This is a genomic window from Lentzea xerophila (assembly GCF_051094245.1).
Lineage (GTDB): Bacteria > Actinomycetota > Actinomycetes > Mycobacteriales > Pseudonocardiaceae > Lentzea > Lentzea xerophila.
In genome coordinates this window covers 3059903-3082789 of record NZ_CP194934.1, presented here as the reverse complement: position 1 = coordinate 3082789, position 22887 = coordinate 3059903, and the positions used below count along the sequence as shown (strand labels likewise).

General features: G+C 71.2%; 22 protein-coding genes. 13 read left to right on the top strand and 9 right to left on the bottom strand.

Features of this window, described 5'->3' with window-relative positions; all coding sequences use genetic code 11:
- Nucleotides 1-80: 80 nt before the first annotated feature.
- The 3 genes from ACRSBM_RS14925 (at nucleotide 81) to ACRSBM_RS14915 (ending at nucleotide 5068) form a co-directional block, all read left to right on the top strand.
- Nucleotides 81-1424 (top strand): hypothetical protein, encoded by a 1344-nt coding sequence (locus ACRSBM_RS14925; RefSeq protein WP_434443974.1) that lies wholly within the window; start codon nucleotides 81-83, stop codon nucleotides 1422-1424.
- A 79-nt stretch (nucleotides 1425-1503) separates the two neighbouring features.
- Nucleotides 1504-4218: an ATP-binding protein gene (locus ACRSBM_RS14920; protein ID WP_434443973.1), complete on the top strand. Its 2715-nt coding sequence runs from the start codon at nucleotides 1504-1506 to the stop codon at nucleotides 4216-4218.
- 100 nt (nucleotides 4219-4318) lie between these two features.
- Nucleotides 4319-5068 (top strand): SDR family NAD(P)-dependent oxidoreductase, encoded by a 750-nt coding sequence (locus ACRSBM_RS14915; protein ID WP_434443972.1) that lies wholly within the window; start codon nucleotides 4319-4321, stop codon nucleotides 5066-5068.
- On the opposite strand, the gene ACRSBM_RS14910 is transcribed toward ACRSBM_RS14915, so the two are convergent.
- Nucleotides 5059-5544: an ATP-binding protein gene (locus tag ACRSBM_RS14910; RefSeq protein WP_434443971.1), complete on the bottom strand. Its 486-nt coding sequence runs from the start codon at nucleotides 5542-5544 to the stop codon at nucleotides 5059-5061. The two genes, ACRSBM_RS14915 and ACRSBM_RS14910, sit on opposite strands and share 10 nt — an antisense overlap.
- Nucleotides 5545-5896: 352 nt before the next feature.
- Complete coding sequence (locus tag ACRSBM_RS14905) at nucleotides 5897-7393, bottom strand: molybdopterin-dependent oxidoreductase (RefSeq protein ID WP_434443970.1); 1497 nt, start codon at nucleotides 7391-7393, stop codon at nucleotides 5897-5899.
- Nucleotides 7394-7584: 191 nt separating this feature from the next.
- Between ACRSBM_RS14905 and ACRSBM_RS14900 the strand changes: the two genes are divergently transcribed.
- Nucleotides 7585-8421, top strand: a complete 837-nt coding sequence (locus ACRSBM_RS14900) for an alpha/beta fold hydrolase (protein WP_434443969.1) — start codon at nucleotides 7585-7587, stop codon at nucleotides 8419-8421.
- A gap of 55 nt (nucleotides 8422-8476) precedes the next feature.
- Here ACRSBM_RS14900 and ACRSBM_RS14895 read toward each other — a convergent pair whose 3' ends face one another.
- Genes ACRSBM_RS14895 through ACRSBM_RS14880 form a run of 4 tightly spaced genes read right to left on the bottom strand, consistent with a single transcriptional unit; the run spans nucleotide 8477 to nucleotide 10173 of the window.
- A complete protein-coding gene (locus ACRSBM_RS14895) occupies nucleotides 8477-8956 on the bottom strand; it encodes a YbaB/EbfC family nucleoid-associated protein (RefSeq protein ID WP_434443968.1) in 480 nt (159 codons plus the stop codon).
- Nucleotides 8953-9390 (bottom strand): hypothetical protein, encoded by a 438-nt coding sequence (locus tag ACRSBM_RS14890; RefSeq protein WP_434443967.1) that lies wholly within the window; start codon nucleotides 9388-9390, stop codon nucleotides 8953-8955. Before ACRSBM_RS14890 ends, ACRSBM_RS14895 begins: the two co-directional genes overlap by 4 nt.
- A gap of 19 nt (nucleotides 9391-9409) precedes the next feature.
- Nucleotides 9410-9889, bottom strand: a complete 480-nt coding sequence (locus ACRSBM_RS14885; RefSeq protein ID WP_434443966.1) for a hypothetical protein — start codon at nucleotides 9887-9889, stop codon at nucleotides 9410-9412.
- The gene (locus ACRSBM_RS14880) at nucleotides 9886-10173 is read right to left on the bottom strand and encodes a hypothetical protein (protein WP_434443965.1); all 288 of its coding nucleotides are present in this window, start codon (nucleotides 10171-10173) and stop codon (nucleotides 9886-9888) included. Before ACRSBM_RS14880 ends, ACRSBM_RS14885 begins: the two co-directional genes overlap by 4 nt.
- 197 nt (nucleotides 10174-10370) lie before the next feature.
- On the opposite strand from ACRSBM_RS14880, the gene ACRSBM_RS14875 reads away from it, so the two are divergent.
- The 5 genes from ACRSBM_RS14875 to ACRSBM_RS14855 all read left to right on the top strand — a co-directional run bounded on the left by ACRSBM_RS14875 (nucleotide 10371) and on the right by ACRSBM_RS14855 (nucleotide 14422).
- A complete protein-coding gene (locus tag ACRSBM_RS14875) occupies nucleotides 10371-10679 on the top strand; it encodes a hypothetical protein (protein ID WP_434443964.1) in 309 nt (102 codons plus the stop codon).
- A gap of 97 nt (nucleotides 10680-10776) precedes the next feature.
- Nucleotides 10777-12720, top strand: a complete 1944-nt coding sequence (gene ligD, locus ACRSBM_RS14870) for a DNA ligase D (RefSeq protein ID WP_434453084.1) — start codon at nucleotides 10777-10779, stop codon at nucleotides 12718-12720.
- A 114-nt stretch (nucleotides 12721-12834) separates the two neighbouring features.
- Nucleotides 12835-13206 (top strand): STAS domain-containing protein, encoded by a 372-nt coding sequence (locus ACRSBM_RS14865; RefSeq protein ID WP_434443963.1) that lies wholly within the window; start codon nucleotides 12835-12837, stop codon nucleotides 13204-13206.
- 123 nt (nucleotides 13207-13329) lie between these two features.
- Complete coding sequence (locus ACRSBM_RS14860; RefSeq protein WP_434443962.1) at nucleotides 13330-13779, top strand: nuclear transport factor 2 family protein; 450 nt, start codon at nucleotides 13330-13332, stop codon at nucleotides 13777-13779.
- A gap of 28 nt (nucleotides 13780-13807) precedes the next feature.
- The gene (locus tag ACRSBM_RS14855) at nucleotides 13808-14422 is read left to right on the top strand and encodes a TetR/AcrR family transcriptional regulator (protein ID WP_434443961.1); all 615 of its coding nucleotides are present in this window, start codon (nucleotides 13808-13810) and stop codon (nucleotides 14420-14422) included.
- A 3-nt stretch (nucleotides 14423-14425) separates the two neighbouring features.
- On the opposite strand, the gene ACRSBM_RS14850 is transcribed toward ACRSBM_RS14855, so the two are convergent.
- Entirely contained in the window at nucleotides 14426-16246 is a 1821-nt protein-coding gene (locus tag ACRSBM_RS14850; protein WP_434443960.1) for a glycoside hydrolase family 76 protein, read from the bottom strand.
- Between the two features lie 162 nt (nucleotides 16247-16408).
- Between ACRSBM_RS14850 and ACRSBM_RS14845 the strand changes: the two genes are divergently transcribed.
- Nucleotides 16409-16531 (top strand): hypothetical protein, encoded by a 123-nt coding sequence (locus ACRSBM_RS14845; protein WP_434443959.1) that lies wholly within the window; start codon nucleotides 16409-16411, stop codon nucleotides 16529-16531.
- Between the two features lie 31 nt (nucleotides 16532-16562).
- Here the strand turns inward: ACRSBM_RS14845 and ACRSBM_RS14840 are convergent, their stop codons facing one another.
- Both ACRSBM_RS14840 and ACRSBM_RS14835 read right to left on the bottom strand, forming a co-directional pair.
- Nucleotides 16563-16958, bottom strand: a complete 396-nt coding sequence (locus ACRSBM_RS14840) for a VOC family protein (RefSeq protein WP_434443958.1) — start codon at nucleotides 16956-16958, stop codon at nucleotides 16563-16565.
- Nucleotides 16955-17248, bottom strand: a complete 294-nt coding sequence (locus ACRSBM_RS14835) for an ArsR/SmtB family transcription factor (RefSeq protein WP_434443957.1) — start codon at nucleotides 17246-17248, stop codon at nucleotides 16955-16957. The genes ACRSBM_RS14840 and ACRSBM_RS14835 overlap by 4 nt, the downstream gene beginning before the upstream one ends.
- A 174-nt stretch (nucleotides 17249-17422) precedes the next feature.
- On the opposite strand from ACRSBM_RS14835, the gene ACRSBM_RS14830 reads away from it, so the two are divergent.
- The 3 genes from ACRSBM_RS14830 (at nucleotide 17423) to ACRSBM_RS14820 (ending at nucleotide 22829) form a co-directional block, all read left to right on the top strand.
- The gene (locus ACRSBM_RS14830) at nucleotides 17423-18892 is read left to right on the top strand and encodes an aminotransferase class I/II-fold pyridoxal phosphate-dependent enzyme (RefSeq protein WP_434443956.1); all 1470 of its coding nucleotides are present in this window, start codon (nucleotides 17423-17425) and stop codon (nucleotides 18890-18892) included.
- A gap of 409 nt (nucleotides 18893-19301) precedes the next feature.
- A complete protein-coding gene (locus ACRSBM_RS14825; RefSeq protein ID WP_434443955.1) occupies nucleotides 19302-20498 on the top strand; it encodes a glycosyltransferase in 1197 nt (398 codons plus the stop codon).
- 327 nt (nucleotides 20499-20825) lie between these two features.
- A complete protein-coding gene (locus ACRSBM_RS14820) occupies nucleotides 20826-22829 on the top strand; it encodes a sigma-70 family RNA polymerase sigma factor (protein WP_434443954.1) in 2004 nt (667 codons plus the stop codon).
- Nucleotides 22830-22887: the final 58 nt, after the last annotated feature.

The window sequence follows — 22887 nt, the reverse complement described above, 5'->3', positions numbered from 1 at the left end:
ATTCGGCCGTTGAGGGGGTGACCGGGCGGCCCCGCCGGGGTGCAATGAACGGACGCGCGGGAAACCGACGGAGGTGTGGCATGCGAACACGGCTCGTGATGTCGTTGCTGGGGCTCGTGCTCGTCGCCGGTGGTGCGCCCGCGGTGGCCGAACCGCCGCACGCCACGCCCGGTGACCAGCCGTTGCCCGGCTACACCGTGCACAACCCGCCGCTGCGGCCCGAGGTCGTCGACGGGCAGCCGACGAGGGTGTTGCAGGGCATCCACCGGCACTCCGCGTACATCGTCGAGGTGCCCGCGAAGTGGAACGGCCGGCTGGCCATGTGGGCGCACGGCTACCGGGGCACCGGCACCGTGCTCACGGTGGACCCACCGGCCTACGGCCTGCGCACCCGGATGCTCGGCCAGGGGTACGCGTGGGCCGCGTCCTCCTACTACAGCAACGGTTACGACGTGCGCGCCGGCGTCCTCGCGACGCACGACCTGGCGAAGCACTTCGGCAAGCTGGTGGCCAAGCCGGACCAGGTCCTCATCGCCGGGGTGTCGATGGGCGGCCACGTCATCGGCCGGTCGCTCGAGCAGTTCCCCGGCTTCTACGACGGCGCGCTGCCGATGTGCGGCGTGCTCGGTGACCACGAACTGTTCGACTTCTTCCTCGACTACCAGGTGACGGCGCAGGCGCTCGCCGGTATCCGCGCCTACCCGGTACCGCCCGACTACCTCACGACGGTGGTGCCGCGCATCCAGGAGAAGCTGGGCCTGAGCACGCTCGTTCCGGGCGGCCCCGACACCGTGACCGACCGCGGCGCCCAGTTCCGCGCGACCGTGGTCGAACGCAGCGGCGGACCGCGTCCCGGCGCGACGCCCGCTTTCGCGTTCTGGAAGGACTTCCTGTTCGGCCTCGCCACACCGCCCGCGCCGGACGCCCCGCTCGCGCTCGATCCCGGCCGGCTGGCGACCAACCTCGGCACCCGCTACCAGCCGAACTCGCCCGTCGACCTCAACCGTTCGGTGCAGCGGGTGGCACCGAGCGACTGGCGGTCCCGCCTCTCCCCCGCCCTCACCGAGATCCCGAAGATCGCCGGCAGGCCCGGCGTCCCGGTGCTCTCGCTGCACGGCCTGGGCGACCTCTTCGTGCCGTTCTCGATGGAACACGACTACCGGACCGACGTCGTCCGCAACGGCCAGTCGAAGTGGTTGGTGCAACGGGCGATCCGCACGGTGGACCACTGCGAGTTCTCGCCGGCGGAGGTGGGGACGGCGTGGAACGACCTCGTGACGTGGACCGGCCGCGGGAAGAAGCCCGCCGGTGACGTGATCGGCGACCGCTCCACCGTCGCCGCGCCGGCGTTCGGCTGCCGGTTCACCGATCCCGCCGCCTACACCGGTCCCGGCACCCGCGGGTTGTTCTCGCCCTGCCCCTGACCGCACCAGGGCCGTTCGCCTGCTGGACCGGACCGATCTCGCGGTCTCCGGACCGCGTCGACAGCTAGGCTCCCGTGCCATGTTGGTCGGCCGGGACGGGGAACGCGACCACGTCGAGCGATCACTGGAGCTGGCGTCCTCCGGTCGCAGCGCGGCGCTGGTCCTGCGGGGCGAGGCCGGGATCGGCAAGTCCGCGCTGCTCGGCCACGCCGTGGCCACGGCAGGGGACATGCGGGTGTTGCGGGGCGTCGGCATCGAGTCCGAGGCCGAGCTGGCGTTCGGCGCGCTGCACCTGCTGCTGTACCCCTACCTGGACCGGCTCGACCTGCTGCCCGGACCGCAGGCGGACGCCTTGCGGGGTGCGTTCGGGTTGAGCAGCGACACGGCGACGACGCCGTTCCTGGTCGGTGCGGCCACGTTGACGTTGCTCGCCGAACTGGCGGCGGAGCAGCCGTTGTTGTGCGTGGTCGACGACGCGCAGTGGCTCGATCGCGGGTCGTCGGACGCGTTGCTGTTCGCCGCCCGGCGGTTCCAGGCCGACCCGATCGTGATGTTGTTCGCGGTCCGCGACACGGCCGTGCCGTTCCGCACGCCCGGCATCGAGGAGCTGCGGCTGTCCGGCCTGTCGCCGGACGAGGCGGCCGGGTTGCTCGACCACCACAGTCCGGGGTTGACGGCGCCGATGCGGGCGCGGGTGCTGGAGGAGGCCGGCGGGAACCCGCTCGCGTTGCTCGAACTCGGTGCGGCTCGCCTGGCCGCGCAGCGTGCGGGCCGTGCCGAGCCCGCGCACCAGGTCGGGCCGTTACCGGTCACGCGGCGGGTGCAGGAGACGTTCCGCGAACAGATCGTCGGGCTGCCCGAGGCCTGCCAGTCGATCCTGCTGGTCGCCGCCGCCGACCGCTTCGCCGGGATGGACACGGTGCTGTGCGTCGCCCGTGCGATCGGTGCGGACACGTCCGACCTGGCCGCGGCCGAGCGCGCGGGTCTGATCAGCGTGGTGGACGGGGAGCTGACGTTCCGGCATCCGCTGGTGCGTGCGGCCGCCTACCAAAGCGCCACCCACCACCAGCGGATCGCGGTCCATCGCGCCTACGCCGAGGCACTCGGCACCCCGGACGTCCTCGACCGCCGGGCCTGGCACCTCGCGGCGGCGACCACCGAGCCGGACGAGGCGGTGGCCGCCGAGCTCGAACGGACCGCGCTGCGGGCCGAACGCCGTGGCGGGGCCATGGCCGTGTCCGCCGCGTACGACCGCGCCGGACGGCTGAGCGTGGATCCCGAGCTGAAGGCGCGGCGCATCGCCAAGGCCGCGCTCGCCGCCTACGACGCGGGCAAACCCGACCGCGCGGCACGCCTCGCCGTGGAGGTCACGTCGCTCACCACCGATCCGGGCACCATCGCGGACGTGACGTTGCTGCGGGGCCAGATCGAGTACGAGCGGACCTCGCCCGAGGCGGATGCCGCGCTCGCGGCCGAGGCGGCGCGGCTGGTCGTGGACAGTGACCCCGAACGCGCGGTCGTCATGCTGACCGAGATGATCTGCGCCGGAAAGGACGCCGGCGCGCTGCCTCTGGTCGCCGAAGGCGGGCGGCTGATGGCCCGGTTGCGGCTCGCGCCGGAATCCGCGCCGCGCGCGTCCGCCGACGCGCAGATCGGCTGGGGTGACCTGCTGGCCGGCCGGCCGGAGCACGCCGCCGGGCCGCTCCGCGCGATGCTCGAGATCGGCCGGGCGGAGGACGTGGACCCCATCCACCGGGTCGTGGCGGGGTTCAGCGGCCTGATGCTGGCCGACGACCAGGCGACCATCGCGGTGATGGAGACGTTGCTGGCGGAGGTGCGCGCCGGCGGAGCACTGACGTGGATCCCGTACGCGCAGGAGCTCGCCGCGCTCGCCCAGGCTCTGCGCGGTGACTTCCGCACGGCGCAGACCAGCCTGGCCGAGGCGATCGCGCTCAGCACCGAGTTCGGGATGGACATGGAGGTCGCGGTGCTGCGGGCGACCTCCGCCTGGCTGGCCGGGGTGACGGGCGACGAACCGCGCTGCCGTGCCCTGGCCGCCGAGGTGCTGCCCGTCCTCGACGGACGGCACGCCGTCGGCACGGCGGTGACGTCCTGGGGTCTCGGCCTGCTCGACCTCGCCGCGGGGCGGTACGGCGCGGCGTTCGACGCGCTGTACGCCGTGTGCACGGGACCGGCCAGGTACGACTTCCTCGTCCGCGCGGTCCCTGACCTGGTGGAGGCGGCGGTCCGCGACGGCCGGCCGGACCGCGTCACCGAGCAGCTCACGGCGTTCGAACGGTGGGCCGCGCACGTGGACAGCCCTGTCGCGGCGGCGTTGTCTCACCGCTGCCGGGCGATGGTCGAGGACTCGGAGGAGCACTACCGGGCGGCACTCGACCTGCCGGGCGGCCGGTTCGACCAAGCCAGAACGCAGCTGCTCTACGGCGAATGGTTGCGCCGCAGACGCCGCCGCGGCGAGGCGCGTGCCGAGCTGGCCGCCGCACTGGCCGGTTTCGCCCGGCTGGGCGCGTCCGGGTGGGAGGCGCGTGCGACTGGCGAGCTGACCGCGCTCGGTGAACGCCCGGCGCTCGAACCGGTCGCCGACGACCCGCTGAAGGACCTGACACCGCAGGAGGTGCAGGTCGTTCGACTGGCGGCGGCCGGCCTGAGCAACAAGGAGATCGGCGCGCAGCTGTTCCTCAGCCCGCGCACGATCGGCCACCACCTGTACCGCGCCTACCCGAAACTGGGCGTCACGCGACGGATCGAGCTGGCGCGGCTCGGCCTCGGATGACTTGCCCGCCGGTCGCTGACCGGTCCACACGCCAGTCACGTGACCGATGTGGACCACCGCGCGCCCGCCATAGCTTCTCCGGCAACGGGAGGAGAAACAGATGTTGCTGGAGAACAAGACAGCGGTGGTCTACGGAGGCGGCGGCTCGATCGGTGGCGCGGTGGCGAGTGCCTTCGCCGCCGAGGGCGCGCGGGTCTTCCTGGCCGGCCGGACCCCCGCGAAGCTGGAGGCGGTCGCGGACAGGATCCGCGCGGCCGGCGGCCAGGCCGAGACGGCCGTGGTCGACGCGCTGGACGCCTCCGCCGTGAACGACCACGCCGACGCCGTCGTGGAGAAGACCGGCAGCGTGGACATCTCGATCAACCTGATCACCGTGGAGGCGGTCTTCCAGCCCCTGGCGGACATCTCGACGTCCGACTTCGTCGCGGCGATCTCCAAGGGCCTGACCACGCAGCTGATCACCACGAAGGCCGCGGCCCGGCACATGGTGAAGCAGGAGTCCGGCGTGCTGCTGTTCTTCGGCGGGTCCGACCACGCGAACACCAGCCCCGGCCTCGGCAACGTGCAGGTCGGCATGGACGCCGTCGAGTCGCTGCGCAGGCAGTGGGCGGTCGAGCTGGCGCCGCACGGCATCCGCACCGTGACGCTGCTGACCGGCGGCATCATCGACACCTTCCCGGACATCCCCGAGATGGAGGGACCGAGGCAGGGCATCATCGACGCGTCGCCGCTCAAGCGCGCCGCGACGATGGCCGACGTGGGCAGCGTCGCCGCGTTCGTCGCGTCGGACCAGGGCCGCAGCATCGCCTCGACCCAGGTCAACATCTCCTTCGGCGCGTGCTACGGCTGACGCTTGACCTCCATGGGGATGCGTCCCCACACGACCTTGTTGTCGTCCTCGAACCGCACACCCCAGTCGGTGCACAGGTTTTCGACGAGTTTCATCCCGTGGCCCCGATACGGGCCGAGGCTGGACGCGCCGACGACGGGCGTGCGCTGAACGCTGGCGTCGCGCGCCTCGATGACGAGCTCGTCGTGCGGTTCGCGCCGCAGCACCAACCGGCGCGGAGCCTCGGCGTGGTCGCACGCGTTGGCCGCCAGCTCCGTCGCCACGAGTTGCACGTCGACGACGAAGTCGTCGTCGTGGCCCACCAGGGCCTCGGCGATCCGCTCGCGCACCGCCGCGAGGTTGTCGCAGTGCAGGGAGGTGTCGATCTCCGCCTGGCCGGCGGTGCGACCGGGCGCGGGGTGGCCGTCCGCGCCCCGCTCCCCCGCCGTCGGGTGTACGTCGATCGAGGGGCGTGTGGTGGACTCCGGTTTGCTCACGCCTCTTCTTTTCCCCCGGCCGCGCCGTCCCACACCCCCGTCACCCCGTTCGGGTGAGTCACCGTCCCGGCGCGGGCGGCGGGCCGGCGCTGTTCGGCGGTGTCGTCTTCCCCGGCTGGGTGCCGGCGACGGCAGGTTCGTCCGGTGACCAGGAAGATGTGGAAGGCGGCGCTCGGCAAGCTGCGGGGAACGGCGGCGCCGGTGGCCGACCAGCCGGGCCTCACCTGAGATGGCCGTGGACAGGGGCAGCACGGCGATCACGACGGCGCCGTGGCGACGCGGCGTCCGTCCACATCAGACACTCCCATGAGCTGACCTGAGCGGAACTCCCGCGCCGCGGGCAGCGACCCGATCAGGCCACCGAGGTGAAGACCATCGAGTGCCAGCCGGTGGCACCGTCCGGGATGGGGGCGGCGCGGTCGTTGGTCTGGGTGTAGCCGGTCCGGTCGGTGGCACGGCATTCCACGGTGTGGTTGCCCGGCGGCAGATCCAGCTCGATGCGCCACATCCGCCAGGTGTCGATGTTGACCTCGGTCGCGAGCGTCGCCCGCTGCCACGGCCCGCCGTCGACGCGGACCTCGACGCGGTCGATGCCGACGTGCGGGGCCCAGGCCACGCCCGCCGCGACGAACCGGCCCGCCGGTGCCCTCTCGAAGGACTTCGGACGGTCCACCCGGGACATGACCTTGATCGGGGCCTTCCTCGCCCAGCCGCGCTGGGCCCAGTACGGGTCGAACGCGTCGAAGGTGGTGAGCTCGGCGTCCACCAGCCACTTCGTCGCGGAGACGTAGCCGTAGAGGCCGGGCACGACCATGCGGACGGGGAAGCCGCGTTCGAGCGGCAACGGCTCGCCGTTCATTCCCAGTGCCAGCAACGCGTTCGAGCCGGGCGCCATGATCGAGGCGACCGGAGTGCCGCACGTCCAGCCGTCCACGCTGCGCGTCGCGAGCTGGTCGGCGCCGGGGCGCACGCCGGCCTCCCGCAGCAGGTCCGGCAGGGAGACGCCGATGAAGTTCGACGTGGAGACGTACGGGCCGCCGACCTCGTTGGACACGCACACCAGCGTGATGGTCTTCTCCACCAACGGCCGCCGCAGCAGGTCGTCGTAGGTGAGCACCAGCTCGTTGTCCACCATGCCATGCACCCGCATCCGCCAGTCCTCCGCGCGCAGGCGGGGCACGGTGAGCGCGGTGTCGACGCGGTAGAACTTCTCGTTCGGCGTCACGAACGTCGGCGTGCCTTCACGGGCGAAGTCGGCGCCGAACGGGATCTCCGGCGCCGTCTGCCCCGGCCGCAGCCTGATCCCACGCCGGGACGCCTCGACGTCCACCCGGCCGGCGAGCAGCTGCCCGCCCACCGCCGCGACACCGGCACCCGCCGCGATCGCCGCGGTCGACAGCAGGAACCTCCGCCTCCCCGGCACCACGGCCGGCGCCTGCGACCACAGCCAGCGGAACGCCGCCACACCGACCACGAGACTCGCCAGCGGGGCGAGCACCGACCACCCGCTCGTCGTCGGCCTCGCCAGCACCGCGGCGATCCCGAGCAGGCCGAGCACGGCGGCGATGGCCACACCGGGCCACGGGCTGCGGCGGGACAGCAGCCCGGCCACCACACCGAGCCCGGCGAGCACGACCGCCATGCCGCCGAGCAGCACCAGCTTGTCGTCCTCGCCGAACGTGCGGATCGCGAAGTCCTTGACCGGGTGGGGCGTCAGGTCGATCGCGGTGTTGCCGACCGCGAGGAACGGCGAGGCCAGCGGGCTCACCAGCCCCGCGACCAGGTGCCCTGCCGCCAGCGCCGCGGCCACCGACACCTGGCCGATGAGGATGGTTCGTGTTGCCTTCACACCTGTGCTTCGAGACGAACCGCTCAGCAGATTGGCCCAAGAAGGCGAGCAACCACGGCAGCATCGCGAAACAGCTGTTCACCGCGACCCGAGCCGAACATGCCGGCACCAACCACTCCCTGTCGTTGACACCGGAGGCTAATGACATTAGCTTTTAGCTAATCGCCTTAGTCGCCGTTCCGGAGGACAGCATGACCGAGCACATGACCATCGACGGCAAGACGATCGCCTACGACGTGTCGGGACAAGGGCCCCTCGTCGTTCTGGCACACGGCATCGGCGACAGCCGGCACTCCTACCGCTTCCTCGCCCCGGCCCTGGTCCGGAACGGCTACCGGGTCGCGAACGTCGACATCCGCGGCTGCGGCGACTCCGATCTCGGCTGGGACGGCTACAGCCGCACCGACATCGCGGGCGACCTCGTCGCCCTGGCGCGCCACCTCGGCGGCCCTGCCGTGCTCATCGGCCACTCGATCAGCGGCGGCGCGGCCACCATCGCCGCCGCCCAGGCGCCGGACCTGGTCGCCGGCGTCATCGAGCTGGCGCCGTTCACCCGCGCGCAGTCCCTCGACCTCGGCGGGCTGTTCAGGGTGAAGCGCTTCCGCGCCGGCTACCTCCAGCTGGCGCTGGTCCTCGTCCGGGGACGGGTCGAGAACTGGAGGAAGTACCTGGACGTGGCGATCCCGGCCAAGCCGTCCGACTGGGACGCCGAGCTCGCCCGCATCGAGTCCAAGCTGCGCGAGCCCGGACGGATGCAGGCCCTCCAGGCCATGGGCAAGAGCGGCGCAGGGGACGCCGGCGCGCAGCTGCCCCACGTCACGTGCCCGGTCCTCGTCGTCGAGGGCGGGGCCGACCCCGACTGGGCCGACCCGCGCGCGGAGGGCGAGAAGATCATCGCCGCCCTGCCCCGCGGACTGGGCGAGCTCACGGTCATCGAGAGCGCCGGGCACTACCCGCACGTGCAGACGCCGGACGAGGTCCACGCGCTCGCACTTCCGTTCCTCGAGAAGACCCTGATCCGCGCCTAGGCAACCCGCGAGCCTGGTCTCCGGCCGCCCGATCGGCCCGGAAAGCCGCGGAGCCTCACCAAGGTTCCTCTTTGAGCCAGCTGTCCGGCGGCCCCTCCTCGGCGTGGTCACCGGCCCGCTTCGACGGCGAGCCGCCGCGCACGGGCAGCGCGAGCCCCACCTCGCCGACCTCCGGTGCCGGCAGCAGGAACGGCGGCAGGGCCCGGATCGCGCCCTCGTTCCGCAGCCGCTCGTACACCGCGCGCACCTGGTTCCGCGCGTCGGCCGTCGCCTGGCGCACGAGGGCGGTGATCGCGTGCGCCAGGTCGTCCTGCTTGGCCTGCTTGGTGAGGGGCGACAGTTCGAGCCGCAGAAGAAGGCCGGAGTGGTCGACGGTGGCGCGCACGTCGCCCTGCTCGGTCTGCGCGGTGCCGAGGACCGCGGCGACCTGCTTCTCGGCCCACTCCCGCGCCTGCGCCCGGCGGTCGGCCGTCGTGGCACCTTCCTCGGACTGCGCGCGCAGCCGGGCCGCGCGCGCTTCGGCGTCCTCCGTCACAGGCCCGGCCGAGCGGGACCGCTGCTCGCTTCCTTCGGTTCCTTCACCAGGTCGTCACGGCTGATGTTCTCCGGCGGCCGGCGGCCGTTCTGGTGGAAGTCGCCGGGATCTAAGCTGTCATCGGTGACCAGCCGGGGCCGCGGCGGGTTGACGTCGGGCACGCCGACTCCTCCCGCGCTCCCGGCCACCGCGCGGAATCCCATCTTGACCTTCTCCATCTGCCTGCGACCGGTCTCGAGGATGTCCTCGCCCTTCCACGGCAGCGTGCCGATGACCTCCTCCGTGCTCTTGGCGTCCAGCACGGTCGAGTTGACGCCCGCCGCACCGGTCTGCAGCGCGTCGCCCACCGCGAGCGTGGCGAGGAACGCCGCGCCGCTGCCCGCGGTCGTGGCCGCGACACCGATCGACACCGCCGCGGAGGCGAGCGTGATCATGATCTTGGCGTCCCTGATCTCACCGGCCGACGCCCTTCTGCCCGGCTTCGACGAGGGACAGCACGTCGTCGCGGAAGCTCGTGATCGCCTTCTCGTAGGCCTGCATCGCGTACTTGGCGGCACGCACGATGTCCCGCTTGCGGGCGAGCGCGTGCTCGATGCTCGGCTGGCCGCGCAGGTAGGAGCGGAAGCCGTCGGCGGCGTCGCCCTCCCAGTTCTCCAGGTAGAGGTCGATGTCGTTGAGCACGCCCTCGCAGAAGTCCTGGTCGATGTCGTCGGCGGCCTTGGACAGCAACGAGATCTCCTCGCGCACGCCCTCGAGTGCCACCTCGACGTCGATGAACGCGGCGAACTTGGCGAAGATGAGCTGGATGTCCTCCTTCGCCGTCGGGTAGCTCGCGTTCTTCTCCGGGTGGTCCGGGAAGTACCAGTCCTCCTGCTCGTCGAACTTCTTGCAGAAGTAGTCGGCGTGCTTCTGCATGTCACTGGCCCAGCTCACGACAGGAACCCCCCGAACATCCCCTGGTTGCCGGAGTCCACGGCGACGTAGCGCTCGGCGACCTCCGTCAGGGCCTCCTGCGCCAGTTTGAGGTTCTCCTCGTTGCTGGAGAACACGCTGAGGAGCGTCGAACGCGCGTCGATCCACTGGCGGTGAGCCTCGTAGACCTCGACGTCCCCGTCGAACGCCCGGTGGTCGAGCAGCTCGGTCTCGGCGATCTTGCTCGTGGCGGTGTGCGTGTGGTCGATGAGCTTGCCCATGTCGTACTTCGCCGTGTGCTTCAAGCCTTCTGGTTCGGCGTGGAACCCCGTTCCCACCATTCCCCCTGCTGTCTCAACTGGATGTGCCGGCGTCAGGCTATGTGACCCGTTCGGGTGAAGATCACCCGGTGTCGCGCCACACCCACCGACCCGAACACCTGTGCGAATTTCAGCTGATAGGTTCCCGCCTCATGGATCGGCAGCCACCCCAACAGTCCCCTGTGGACGGCAAACTCACGTACAGCTACGACACGACCGGCCGGCCCGTGGCCCTGCTGCCGGCGAGATGCAAGCTCGGCCGGCACACGCTCGGCCACTCCCAGTTCCGTGCGGTCGTCCGGGACGGCGAAGCCCGGATCAGCTGCCTTGCCTGCGCCTCCGACACCGCCGACCACTCGTGGCGGCTGGCCGCCACCGCACCGGCTCCCGATCGCGCCGAACTGTCCGAGGAGCTCTACGCCGAACTCGTTCTCCGCCGCGCGCAACGGGCGTTGGCACCCGCGAGCGAACTGGCTGACGCGCGAGACTAGGCCGTTCGGGCTACCTTGAAATTCCTGGTGACCGAGCCAGGGATCGGAGGTCGCCGTGCGCGCCGCACAGGACTCCGTTCCCGCCTGGACCGAGCCGATGCTCGCCAAGCCCGACGGTGGCCGGCTGCGCGAAGGTCCGTTGTGGGCCTACGAGTACAAACTGGACGGCTACCGGGTGGCGATGCGGATCGCCGCTGACGGCACCACGGTGCTGACCAGCCGCAACGGCCTCGACCTCACCGCCGAGTTCGCCGAGCTGACCGGTGTGCTCACCGCGGCGCTGCGAGGGCGCGCCGCGGTGCTCGACGGTGAGGTCGTGGTCTACAACGAGGCCGGCCAGATCGACTTCGGGCTCCTGCAGCAACGGCGCGGCCGGTTCCAGAAGCACCGCACCGCCCGGCGCGAGGACCCCTTCACCGGCGTCCACGTCAGGTTCCTGGCGTTCGACCTCCTCCAGCTCGGCGACGAGCTCCTGCTGAACCTGCCCTACGAGGAGCGGCGGCGGCAGCTGACCGAGCTCGCGATGCCTGACCCCTTCCGGGTTTCCGTGGTGCCGTCGTTCACCTCCGACGACCTGGCCGCCGAGCGCCTCACACCGCAGCGGCTGCTGGAACGCGTCGCCGCGGAGGGCCACGAAGGGCTGGTCGCCAAGCGCTTCGGCTCCCCCTACCTGCCGGGCAAACGGCCGGACTTCTGGTGCAAGCACCCGCTCGTGCAGACCCGCGAGGTCGTCGTGTGCGGCTGGCGACCGGGCCAGAGCGGCTTCACCGGCACCGTCGGCGGGCTCCTGCTCGGCGCCCACGACCCGGACACCGGCGACCTCGTCTACATCGGCGACGTCGGCACCGGGTTCACCCGGCAGGAGCGCGATCAGCTGCGCGACCGGTTGCAACCGCTGGAACGGTCCTCCCACCCGTTCGTGACCACGCCGCCACGCGAGGACGTGGTGCGCGCACGGTGGGTGGATCCGGTACTGGTCGGCGAGGTGCGCTTCCGGCAGTTCACCCGTGGTGAGGACGGCAGGCTGCGGCACACCGCGTGGCGTGGTCTTCGCGCCGACCGGAGTCCGTCCGAGGTGACGGCACCACGGCCCGGCCGCCCGAACCCGCCCGCCGCCGCGGTACCGGAGATCGGCAACCGCGTCACGGTCAGGGCGGGCGACCGGACACTCGCGCTGTCCAACCTGGACAAGGCCCTGTACCCGGACGGCACCACCAAGAGCGAGGTCATCGCCTACTACAGCCGGATCGCACCGATCCTGTTGCCGCACCTGGCGAACCGGCCGATCACGTTCGTGCGGTTCCCCAACGGCGTGCACGGCCAGAAGTTCTTCCAGAAGAACACCGACGCCAGCGCACCGGACTGGCTGCCTACCGTGCCGCTGCGCGGTGGCGGCTCACGACGCGGGTCCGACGAGATCGTCCGCTACCCGTTGCTCCGGGAACTCGCCGCACTGGTGTGGGCAGCCAACCTCGCCGCGCTCGAACTGCACGTTCCTCAGTGGACCGTGTCCGGCGACGGCACCCGCAACCCGCCGGACCGGCTCGTGTTCGACCTCGATCCGGGGCCTGGCACCACGATCGTCGACTGCTGCGGGGTCGCCGAGCGGTTGTACGACGTGCTCGTCGCGGACGGCCTTTCCCCGGTGGCGACGACGTCGGGTTCCAAGGGCCTGCAGGTCTACGCGGGCATCGAGCCGACGAGCGCGCAGACGCCCTCCGCCTACGCGAAGGCCGTCGCGGTGGCCTTCGAGCGGGAGACGCCCCACCAGGTGACCGCCACGATGGCCAAGGCACGCCGCGAGGGCAGGGTCTTCATCGACTGGAGCCAGAACAACCCCGCCAAGACCACCATCGCGCCCTACTCGTTGCGGGGTCGTGACGAGCCCTTGGTGGCGACTCCGGTCAGCTGGGACGAGGTCCGCTCCTGCCGCACACCGGAGCAGCTGAGGTTCACCGCGGACGAGGTCCTCGAACGGGTGGCGGACCTCGGCGACCTCTTCGCACAGATCGAGCAGGACAAGGCTCCACTTTCCGGTTGACGCCGCGAGCTTGGAGTTGAGGACCCGCACACAGGCGCCGTAGCGTTTGTCTTCCTTCCGGTTTCGTGCCGGAGGGGGCACCTTCGACGGTGTGGGTGGAGGGAGTGGTCAACGGTGAGCGACAGCTCCGAGCGCCCGCCGCTCGCGCAGGCGGAGGTCTCCGTCGAGGACGGGATCGTCGTGGTCACCCTGACCGGCGAGGTCGACCTCGTGAACGCCGACGAGCTGGGGTCCGCTCTGCGCACGCGACTGGAAGCGCGCCCCGACGGCCTGGTGGTGGACCTCGCTCTCGACTTCCTCGGCTCACCGGGCCTCGCACTGCTGGTCAAGCTCGACCTCGACGCGGCGCGGGCGGGAGTCCCGTTCGGTCTCGTGACGTCCAGTCGCGCCGCCCGGCTCCCGCTGGAGCTCACCGGCCTGACCGACACGTTGCCGTTGTTCGACAGCGCGCCGGAGGCGGTCAAGTCGCTGCGGCGCGACGGCTGAGGCAGCCGAAGCCGCGATCTCCACGTGACGCTTGACGTTTTACGACATCCCGTCGTAATCTTTTGCGACAGGTTGTCGTAAAAGCGTGCCCCGGAGTACCGCGGCGCGAAGGGAAGGGCTTTCATGAACGAACTCGAAGACCGCGCCGACATCATCGAACTGTTCGGCCGGTACGCCGACATCGCGGACCTGAAGGAGTTCACCACGTTGCCCGGCCTGGTCTTCACCGACGAGGTCACGCTCGACTTCGAGTCCGTGACGGGCATGCCCGCGATGACGATGCCGCTGAGCGACTACCTCGACGTCCTCCGCGCCGGTTTCGCGCCCTTCACGGCGACCCACCACGCCATCACCGGTCACGTGGTCGACCTCGACGGGGACAGTGCGAAGATCCACGCGCACGTCCGCGCCGAGCACTGGTTCCCAGCCGGTCTGCCCTGGCTGGTCGTGGGCTTCTACGACAACGAGGCGGTTCGCACGCCGGACGGCTGGCGACTCAGCCGTGTCAAGCTCACCGCCATCCACCAGGAGAACGCGCCACGCCTACCGGATGTCGTCTCAGCAGCGAACTAGCCGGCCCGGAACCGAGGAGGACGACCGGATGCCGCGGATTCGAGCCGCCACCATCGAGGAGCACCACGAGATGGTGTGGGCCGACCTCACCGAGGCGATGCGGCAGCTGTTGCTCGAACGTGACTACGACTCGATCACCATGGGCCACATCGCCACGAGGGCAGGGCTCGCGCGCAACACGCTCTACAACTACGCCGGCGACAAGAGAGCACTCGTCCTGGCACTGGCCCACCGGGCGAGCGGTCCGCTGGCCGAGCGGGTGGCCGCGATCGCCGCACGAGCGCCGGAGCCGGCCGCGGACCGGATGCGGGAGATCATCGAGGTGATCCTCTCCGCGTCCACGGACCACGCGATGCGGCTGATGTTCCTGCCGAACGCCGGTCCGCTGGTCGCCGAGCTGCAGAACGGGCCAGGCAACCCGTTCACCGCCCTCGTGGCCGAGGTGGAGAACGTCGTCAGGGCCGGCATCGCCACCGGCGAGTTCCACGACGTCGACGACGTTCAGCTGACGGTGGAACTGCTGTCCGGCGCGATGCGGGCCGGCATCGAACGCATCGGCCGGGATCCCGGCTCCTTCCCCGCCACGGTCCGCGCGGCGCGGGAGATCGTCCTCGCGTCGGTGACCCGCGGGCCGGTCACCTGACGATCAGCCGATCACCGCGTTCAGGCCGCTCGCCTGCGTGCGCCAGTCCAGCTGGTTCGGGGTGCCGCCGGCCCAGCGCTGGCCGATCCGGTTCAGCGCGTCGCGGTCGTTCGCCCAGACCGAGTCGGACTGATGACGCGCGAACCGTTGGTACGAAACGGAGTTCGTGACCGCGGCGAGGTCGTTCAGGTAGCGCATGAAGATGCCCTTGAACTGTTTCTGGTTGTCGTCGCAGGAGTTCGAGCCGACGTCGCACGACTCGGTGAGCACACCGGCGCGGGTGAGCACCGGGCTCGCGATCGCGGAGTCCGCCAGGCGTTTCGCGGTGTCGAGGTACCTGGCGTCGCCGGTCGCGCGCCACACCTCGGCGAGACCGCCGATCGCCAGTCCCTGGTTGTAGGTCCACACCGTCTGGCCGTTGTTGCGGCAGTCGCCGTTCAGACCGTCGTTGACGAGACCGGCGGAGTTGACCAGGCCGCTGCCCAGGTACCAGTCGGCGGCGGTGCGGGCGCGCTGGAGCCACGTCGTGTCGCCGGGGGTGCGGCGGTGGATCGACGCGGTCAGCCTCAGGTACTGCCCGTTCGTCACGGCGTTCTTGTAGGTGCGTTCCCGGTCCCACCAGACTCCGCCACCGCACGTGCGGGTGTCCCAGTACTGGTGCACGTACGCCGCGATGGTGGTGGCCATGGCGAGGTAGCGCTGGTCTCCCGTGCGGTCGTAGGCGGCCACCCACGTGAGACCCCACCAGGCGCTGTCGTCGATCGACCGGCTGATGAAGTTGCCCTCGATCGGGTCCGTGCTGCGCTGTCCCGCGGCGAACGAGCCGCGGTTGACGTCGAACGTGCGCGCGATCACCCAGTCGTAGTCCCGGATTCCGGAGTCCATCACCGCGGTGAGCGTCGTCGCCGAGTTCCACCAGCTGGTCGGCCACCAGGCCGTGGAGGGATCGTAGGAGTACATCAGGGCGTCCGCGGCGGCGCGCGCCCTCGTCGGCACGGGCCGCGCCCACGCCGTGCAACTGCCTTGCTGGTGACCCGCTTCCCTGCCACACGCGCGCACAGCACCGCCGTAGTGGCGGCCGCGCGGATCGCGGGTGGCGAACATGGTGGTGCGCACCGAACTCGCCCCGGCGGGCGTCGCGGTCCGGCCGAGCGAGGAACCGCCGGGCCAGCTCACCCCGCTGTCCCAGGAGCGGTCGAGCCAGACCTCGTCACCCGGCCCGCCCGCCTCGATGCTCGCCCACGCCATCGCGTTCAGATCGGTGTGCAGCCGGATCACCCGGCCGAACAACGTCGTCGGCGGCACCGGCTGCACGTCACCGTTGGCCTGTCCCGCGCCGGTGCGGTCGCACAGCACGTCGCAGACCGTCGGGTAGATCCAGTCCGTGCAGGTGACCGCGGCGGCGTCACCGCAGGCCCGGATCAGGCCGCGCCGGTGATGACCCGGATCGGTCACGTTGTACATCAACGTCCTGGTGCCCGTCCACGTGCCGGGGATGCTCGCCCTGCCCAGCAGGCCTTCCCAGGTCGCGCCACCGTCCCAGGACCTGTCGAGCCACACCGAGTCGCCGGCGACGCCGTTGTCGATGCTCCCCCACGCCATGCCGTCCCGGTCGGACACGTGCAGCACCAGCCGCCGGCCGTTGATCCGCTTCTCCGGCACCGGGAACGTCTCCTGCGCGGCCCGGGAGGGGTCGAGGGTGTCGCAGGAGAGCACGCACACCACCGCGGCCGTGGCCGGTTCTGCCGGGGAACTGCTGGGAGGCGGACTGGGCACCGCCGCCACCACCAGGAGAGCCACGAAGAAGTTCAGCACCCGAACCACGCTCCCTCGTCCATGGGATCGCTCTCATGGTCTTGAACCCGGCGTGGTCCGGTCAACGGCGCGAACGACTGATGTCCGGACAAGATTTTCGTGACAGGCATCCTGCCGCCGGTCTCCACGGAGGCGGTGCCGATGCCCAGGCTGACTGTCTACAGTGGACATATGAGTCGGCTCGTGCGCGACGGAACGCGGCCGGAGGAGCCGGGGGTGGGCCGGGGCAGCGTTCCGCCGGTGGCGCACGGCTCGCCGATCGCGGCAGACCCCCGCGATCAACCGCACCTGTGAGCGAACGGGCGGCGGCCGCGTCGTGACACGATCAGGACTGAGCCGCGTGGTGGACGATCTGGATCAGGTTGCCGCAGGTGTCGTCCAGCACGGCGGTGGTGACCGGGCCCATCGCGAGCGGCTCCTGGGTGAACCGCACGCCGAGCGCGCTCAGCCGGTCGAACTCCGCGTGGACGTCCTCGACGGCGAACTGGGTGGCGGGAATGCCGTCCGCGACCAGCGCCGTCTTGTACGGCTTCACCGCAGGGTGGCCGTCGGGCTCCAGCAACAACTCGGTGCCGTTGGGATCCTCCGGCGAGACCACGGTCAGCCACCGGTCCGCGCCCAGCGGCACCTCGGTCTTCTTCACGAAACCGAGGACCTCGGTGTAGAAGGCCAGCGCCTTGTCCTGGTCGTCGACGAACACGCTGGTCAGGTGGATCTTCATGGGGCGCCCTCCGGCGGTTGCGGCTTGAGCCACCGAATGACGATGTGCTCGAGCGGTTCGGTGTTCAGGTCGTGGAACTTGTAACGGCCTTCGCGGCGCGACCGAACCAGGTCGGCCGCTTCCAGCACGGCCAGGTGCTGGCTGACGGCCTGACGACTCAGGCTCAGGCCGTGCTTGGACACCAGCCGCGCGCAGATCTCGAACAACGTCTGGCCGTTGCGCTCCGTCAGCTCGTCGAGGATGCGCCGGCGGTTCGGGTCCGCCAGCGCCTTGAAGAGCTCGTCTTCCACACGGCCACCATAGGCAAGTGCCCGCTTGCATGCAAGTGTTTGCTTGCCTGTTGTGGTCGGCTCACCACGCCGGCCGACACACCCGTCTGCACCCGCTGTGACAACCGGCCGTCGCCGCTCCGCCGCACCCGCGAGAACCGGGTTGAAGCAGCGCCGTCCCGGCAACACTCCTATATGGACCAGAACAGGGCACCGGTTCTCGAGGCGTTGCAGCCGTTCCGCGAGCACGGCTACACGCCGTTCACCCCACCCGGCCACCGCCAGGGCCGCGGCGCGGACCCCCGCGTGCTGGAGATCCTGGGCGAAGCGGTGTTCGCCGCCGACGTCATCTCGGTCAACGGGCTGGACGACCGGCTCAACCGGCAGGGCGTCATCGAGCGGGCCCAGCAGCTGATGGCCGAGGCCGTCGACGCCGAACAGGCGTTCTTCTCGACCTGCGGCAGCTCGTTGTCGGTCAAGAGCGCCATGCTGTCGGTCGCCGGACCTCACGAGAAGCTGATCGTGCCGCGCCACGCGCACAAGTCGGTCGTCTCCGCCCTCATCCTCAGCGGCGTCTCGCCGGTGTGGCTCTCCCCGCACTGGGACACCGAGCGCCACCTGTCGCACCCGCCGGGTCCCGACGAGGTGCGTGCGCTGTTCGAGGCCGAGCCCGAGGCCAAGGGCATGCTGCTGGTGACCCCCACCGACTACGGCACCTGCGGTGACATCGCCGCGATCGCCGAGGTCTGCCACGACTTCGGCAAGCCGCTGATCGTGGACGAGGCCTGGGGCGCGCACCTGCCGTTCCACCCCGACCTGCCGCCGTGGGGCATGGACGCCGGCGCCGACGTGGTCGTCACCAGCGTGCACAAGTCCGGCGCCGCGGTGGAGCAGAGCTCGGTGTTCCACCTGCGGGGCGACCTCGTCGACCCCAACGTGCTCAAGGCCCGCGAGGACCTGCTGGCCACCACGAGCCCCACGTCGCTGATCTACGCCACGCTCGACGGCTGGCGGCGCCACATGGTCCAGCACGGCGAGGAGCTGCTCAGCGCGACCCTCACGCTGGCCCACTCCACCCGCGCCGCGATCAGCGAGCTACCCGGCCTGAGCGTGATGGGCGACGCCGAGTTCGTCGGCGCGAAGCTGGCGAACTCGCTCGACCCCCTCAAGATGGTCATCGACGTGTCCGCGCTGGGCATCAGCGGCTACCAGGCGACCGACTGGCTGCGCGAACACCAGCGCGTCACCCTCGGCCTGTCCGACCACCGGCGGATCGTCGCCCAGTTCACCCACGCCGACGACCACAGGACCGCGGGCGTCCTGCTCGACGCGCTCGGTGCGCTGGCCAAGGCCGCCGACCAGTTGCCGGCACCACCGCCGGTGGACCTGCCCTCGCCGGACGACCTGCAGCTGGAGACGGCGATGCTGCCGCGTGACGCCTTCTTCGCCGAGGTCGAGCAGGTCGGCGCCGACCAGGCGGCCGGGCGGATCTGCGCCGAGATGGTCACGCCCTACCCGCCCGGCGCCCCCGCCATCCTGCCCGGCGAGGTGATCACCCGGGAGGTGGTCGACTACGTCCGCAGCGGCCTGGGCGCCGGGATGGAACTGCCCGACCCGGCCGACCCGGAGCTCACCTCCTTCCGGGTGGTGGTCCGCAAGCCCTGACCACGCGGACGAGTGACCCTCATGGTGGGAAACCCTTTCCGCATGGGAAACGACACCGCACGCGCACCGCTCGGCGCGGGTTGCGCCGGACCTGGCCCCAGGATCGCCTGTTCACGGGCCATGTGCCGCCCAGGAACGCGGGAGGCTCCGCGCGGCCGTGCTGACGCGCGACCTCACCGCCGACCAGGCGTTCACCGTGCTCACCCGCGCCAGCCAACGCCAACGCCAAGCTGCCTGACATCGCCGAACAGCTCGCCAGCACCGGTACGCCGCCGACGCGACTTGATTGATCAGGACAGCGGTGTTGCCCAAATGAGATGAGCGGTATACTGCCGCGTCGCCGAGCGTAGGCGGCCGTGTACTCGGAGTTGAGCAGACAGCTCGTCGTACTCAACGTGGGAGCGCTCAGGTGAAGATCGCGATGGTGTCCGCTCACGCGAGCCCGCTCAGCCGGGCCGCAGACCCGCACATCGCCGGTCTCTCCGCCGAACTGTGCCGGCGCGGCCACGACGTGACGGTGTACCACCGCTGGGACGACCCGAGCCTGCCCGAACGCCTCCGGGCCGATGCCGGTTACGACGTGGTGCACGTGCCCGCCGGACCCCGGACGCGGCTCGCGGACGAGGACGTCCTGCCACACATGGGTGACTTCACCTCGTTCCTGCTGCGCCAGTGGAGCGAGTCCCCGCCGGACGTGGTGCACGGCCACCGGTGGATGTCGGGCCTGGTGAGCGTGCTCGGCGGGCGGCGGATCCGGGTTCCCGTCGTGCAGACGTTCCACTCGCTCGCGCTGGGCGAGACGCGACGCGCGGCGGCGGGCACGGGTCCGGCGGAGCGCGGCAAGATCGAGGCACTGGTCGGCAAGGAGGCCACGCACGTCGTGGCCGCCAGCGCCGGCGAGGCCTTCACCCTGGTCAGGGCGGGCGTCGCGCGGAGCAGGATCTCCATCGTGGGCAGCGGCGTCGACCTCTCCCTGTTCACCCCGGAGGGGTCACGGGCACGGCGTGGACGGCCGTACCGCGTCGTCCTCGCCAGACCGTTGCCGGCGCACCACAGCCTCGACGCCATCTTCACCGCGGTGTCGCGAGTGGACGCTGCCGAGCTCGTGGTCACCAGGGTCCCGGAGAGCGGGCGAGCGGACGACGACGCCTGCTTCGCGACGCTGCGGGCACGGGCGGAGGAGTTCGGCGTCGCGTCCAGGGTCGTGTTCGCCGGGACGGTCCTGCGGGACGCGGTGCCGGCGCTCCTGCGGTCGGCGGACGCGATGGTCTGCGCCCCGGCGTACGACCCGTCGGGCGTGGTCGCGCTCGAAGCCATGGCGTGCGGCGTTCCGGTCGTCGCCACCTCGGCCGGCGAGCTCGCGGACGTCGTCGTGGACGGCGTCACCGGGCTGCTCGTGCCGCCGGACGACCCCGAGGCCCTGGCGCGGGCGCTGCACGGGTTGCTGCTGAACAACACGCTGCGCGAGGGGTTCGCGATGGCGAGCCGGGACCGCGTCACCGTCCGGTACTCCTGGAGGCGGGTCGCCCGGGAGGTCCTGAAGGTCTACGAACGCGCTGGTGCCGCCACGGAGAAGACCGCCGTCATGGCACCGGATCCGCTTTGATGATCCGCACGTAGGCCCACGAGCCGCTCCAGACCGTCTACGCACTGGCTGCACAGCGGGAAGCCACAGTTCGGCGATGCTGGTGGAGCCTCCTCAACCGGGCGAACCTCAACCTGCACCAGGCGGCGTGCCTCGATCCGTTCCACCTCGACGGCTTCGCCGTGCCGTCCACCGCGGTCTGGCCGCCGCGCACGGCGTCCCCGTAGGGTGGCTCGCCAGTGCGCTCACCGCCGACCCCTCGCAAAAGTCGGCGAAGTTTTTTCGTTATCGCCGGGTGCCGGGGACATCTCCTGGTCAGAGGACCCTGAACCGGCAAGTGAGGTGGGCATGGCGGTGGCCGAGGAACCCGGCGTCGCGACGGTGGTGGCCGCGCGCGACGGCGACCAGCGCGCGCTGGACGACCTGGTGAGCGCGTACCTTCCCCTCGTCTACAACATCGTGGGACACGCGCTGGGCGGCCACGAGGACACCGACGACGTGGTCCAGGAGACCATGCTCCGGGCGGTGCACGGACTGTCCGCGCTGCGCGATCCCGCCGGGTTCCGGTCGTGGCTCGTCGTGATCGCGATGAACCAGATCCGGCTGCGGCACCGCGAACGCCAGCGCGTGCCGATCACCGGCCCGGTGCTGGAGGACGTCGCCGATCCCGGTGCGGACTTCGTCGATCTCACGATCATGCGGCTGCAGCTGTCCGGGCAGCGGCGTGAGGTCGTCGCGGCCACCCGGTGGCTCAGCGCGGACGAGCGCGAGCTGCTGTCGCTGTGGTGGCTGGAGGCGGCCGGGCGGCTCACCCGCACCGAGGTCGCCAACGCGTTGGAACTGACCCCGCAGCACACCGCCGTGCGGGTGCAGCGAGTGAAGGCGCAGCTCGACGCCGCGCGCATCGTCGTGCGGACGTTGGAGAGCACGCCGCGCTGTCCTGAGCTGGCCGACGTCGTCGCGGACTGGGACGGTGATCCCAGTCCGTTGTGGCGCAAGCGGATCGCCCGGCACAGCCGCGGCTGCGCCCGGTGCGAGCGGTGCGGGTACGACCTCGCGGCCGTCGAAGGACTGATCGCCCGGCTCCCGCTGGCGCCGCTGCCCGCCGCGTTCGGCTTCGACCAGCCGTTGCTCGCCGGATCGCAGGCCGCCCTCTCCCAGATCGCCGGACCGGAGGCCACCGGCTTACCTGTCACCGGATCGTCGACGACCGGCACCCCTGCCGCCGGATCGCAGACCACCGGATCACAGGCCACCGGCTCCCCCGTCACCGGATCGTCCACGACCGGCACCCCTGTCACCGGATCGCAGACGACCGTCTCCCAGCTCGCCACGAGCCCTGCCGCCACCGGCGGCGGCAAGTTCGGCCTGCTTCTGCAGGGCGCGCTGGTGAAACCCCTGGCCGCCGCCGCGGCCGCGGTGCTGGCCGCGGGCATCGTGGTCGCCGTCCTGCCCTCGAAGGAGGAACCGGTCGCGCAGGCGATCACGGCCACCACCCAGAGCGCGCCCACGACCACACCGCCTCTCACCACCGCACCGTCGTCCGTCCCGTCCTCGGTGCCACTGTCGACGACGGCGGCTGCGCCCCCACCGCCCGCGCCGCCCGTCGCTCCCGTCGCGGCGTCGGCGAAGAAGGGCGTCAGCACCTGGAACTTCGACGGGGTCGGCAGGGCGCTGACCGACGTCCGGGCGGGGTGGTACTACAACTGGGCCGTTCATCCCGACGGCATCGCCACGCCGCCGAACGTCGAGTTCGTGCCGATGATCTGGGGCACGAAGTTCACCGACGACGCCACGCTCTCCAGGGCGAAGGCGAACGGCAAGGTGCTGCTCGGCTTCAACGAGCCGGACCTGCCCGACCAGGCGAACATGACGCCGGAGCAGGCACTCGACCTGTGGCCGAAGCTGGCCGCGACCGGGCTGCGGCTCGGCAGTCCCGCCGTCGCGCACAGCGGTGACAAGGCGGGCGGCTGGCTCGACCGGTTCATGACCGGTGCGGCACAACGGGGTCTGCGCGTCGACTTCATCGCCGTGCACTGGTACGGCTCCGACTTCAGCGAAGCAGCCGTCGGTCATCTCAGGAACTACCTCGACGCGGTGCACGCGCGGTACGGCAAGCCGGTGTGGCTCACCGAGTACTCGCTCATCGACTTCTCGAGCGGCTCGCCGCGCTACCCGACCCAGGCGCAGCTCGCGGCCTTCGCGCGCGGATCCAGCGCGATGCTGGAGAGCCTCCCGTACGTCGAGCGCTACGCCTGGTTCGCGCTGCCCGCCGACAAGCCCGGTACCGGCCTCTACGCCCCCGGTGGCACCCCGAACCAGGCGGGCGCCGCCTACCGCGACGCGGGCTGAGTCCTCCGCCCGCGTCGGTCCCGATCCACCCCCTCACGTCAGTTCACCCCTGCCCGAA

Bases quoted from the DNA above. Each gene is read 5' to 3' on its own strand.
- ACRSBM_RS14925 (WP_434443974.1), top strand. From the start codon at position 81: ATGCGAACACGGCTCGTGATGTCGTTGCTGGGGCTCGTGCTCGTCGCC.
- ACRSBM_RS14920 (WP_434443973.1), top strand. From the start codon at position 1,504: ATGTTGGTCGGCCGGGACGGGGAACGCGACCACGTCGAGCGATCACTG.
- ACRSBM_RS14915 (WP_434443972.1), top strand. From the start codon at position 4,319: ATGTTGCTGGAGAACAAGACAGCGGTGGTCTACGGAGGCGGCGGCTCG.
- ACRSBM_RS14900 (WP_434443969.1), top strand. From the start codon at position 7,585: ATGACCGAGCACATGACCATCGACGGCAAGACGATCGCCTACGACGTG.
- ACRSBM_RS14890 (WP_434443967.1), bottom strand. From the start codon at position 9,390: ATGATCACGCTCGCCTCCGCGGCGGTGTCGATCGGTGTCGCGGCCACG.
- ligD (WP_434453084.1), top strand. From the start codon at position 10,777: ATGCTCGCCAAGCCCGACGGTGGCCGGCTGCGCGAAGGTCCGTTGTGG.
- ACRSBM_RS14860 (WP_434443962.1), top strand. From the start codon at position 13,330: ATGAACGAACTCGAAGACCGCGCCGACATCATCGAACTGTTCGGCCGG.
- ACRSBM_RS14855 (WP_434443961.1), top strand. From the start codon at position 13,808: ATGCCGCGGATTCGAGCCGCCACCATCGAGGAGCACCACGAGATGGTG.
- ACRSBM_RS14845 (WP_434443959.1), top strand. From the start codon at position 16,409: ATGAGTCGGCTCGTGCGCGACGGAACGCGGCCGGAGGAGCCGGGGGTG.
- ACRSBM_RS14840 (WP_434443958.1), bottom strand. From the start codon at position 16,958: ATGAAGATCCACCTGACCAGCGTGTTCGTCGACGACCAGGACAAGGCG.
- ACRSBM_RS14830 (WP_434443956.1), top strand. From the start codon at position 17,423: ATGGACCAGAACAGGGCACCGGTTCTCGAGGCGTTGCAGCCGTTCCGC.
- ACRSBM_RS14820 (WP_434443954.1), top strand. From the start codon at position 20,826: ATGGCGGTGGCCGAGGAACCCGGCGTCGCGACGGTGGTGGCCGCGCGC.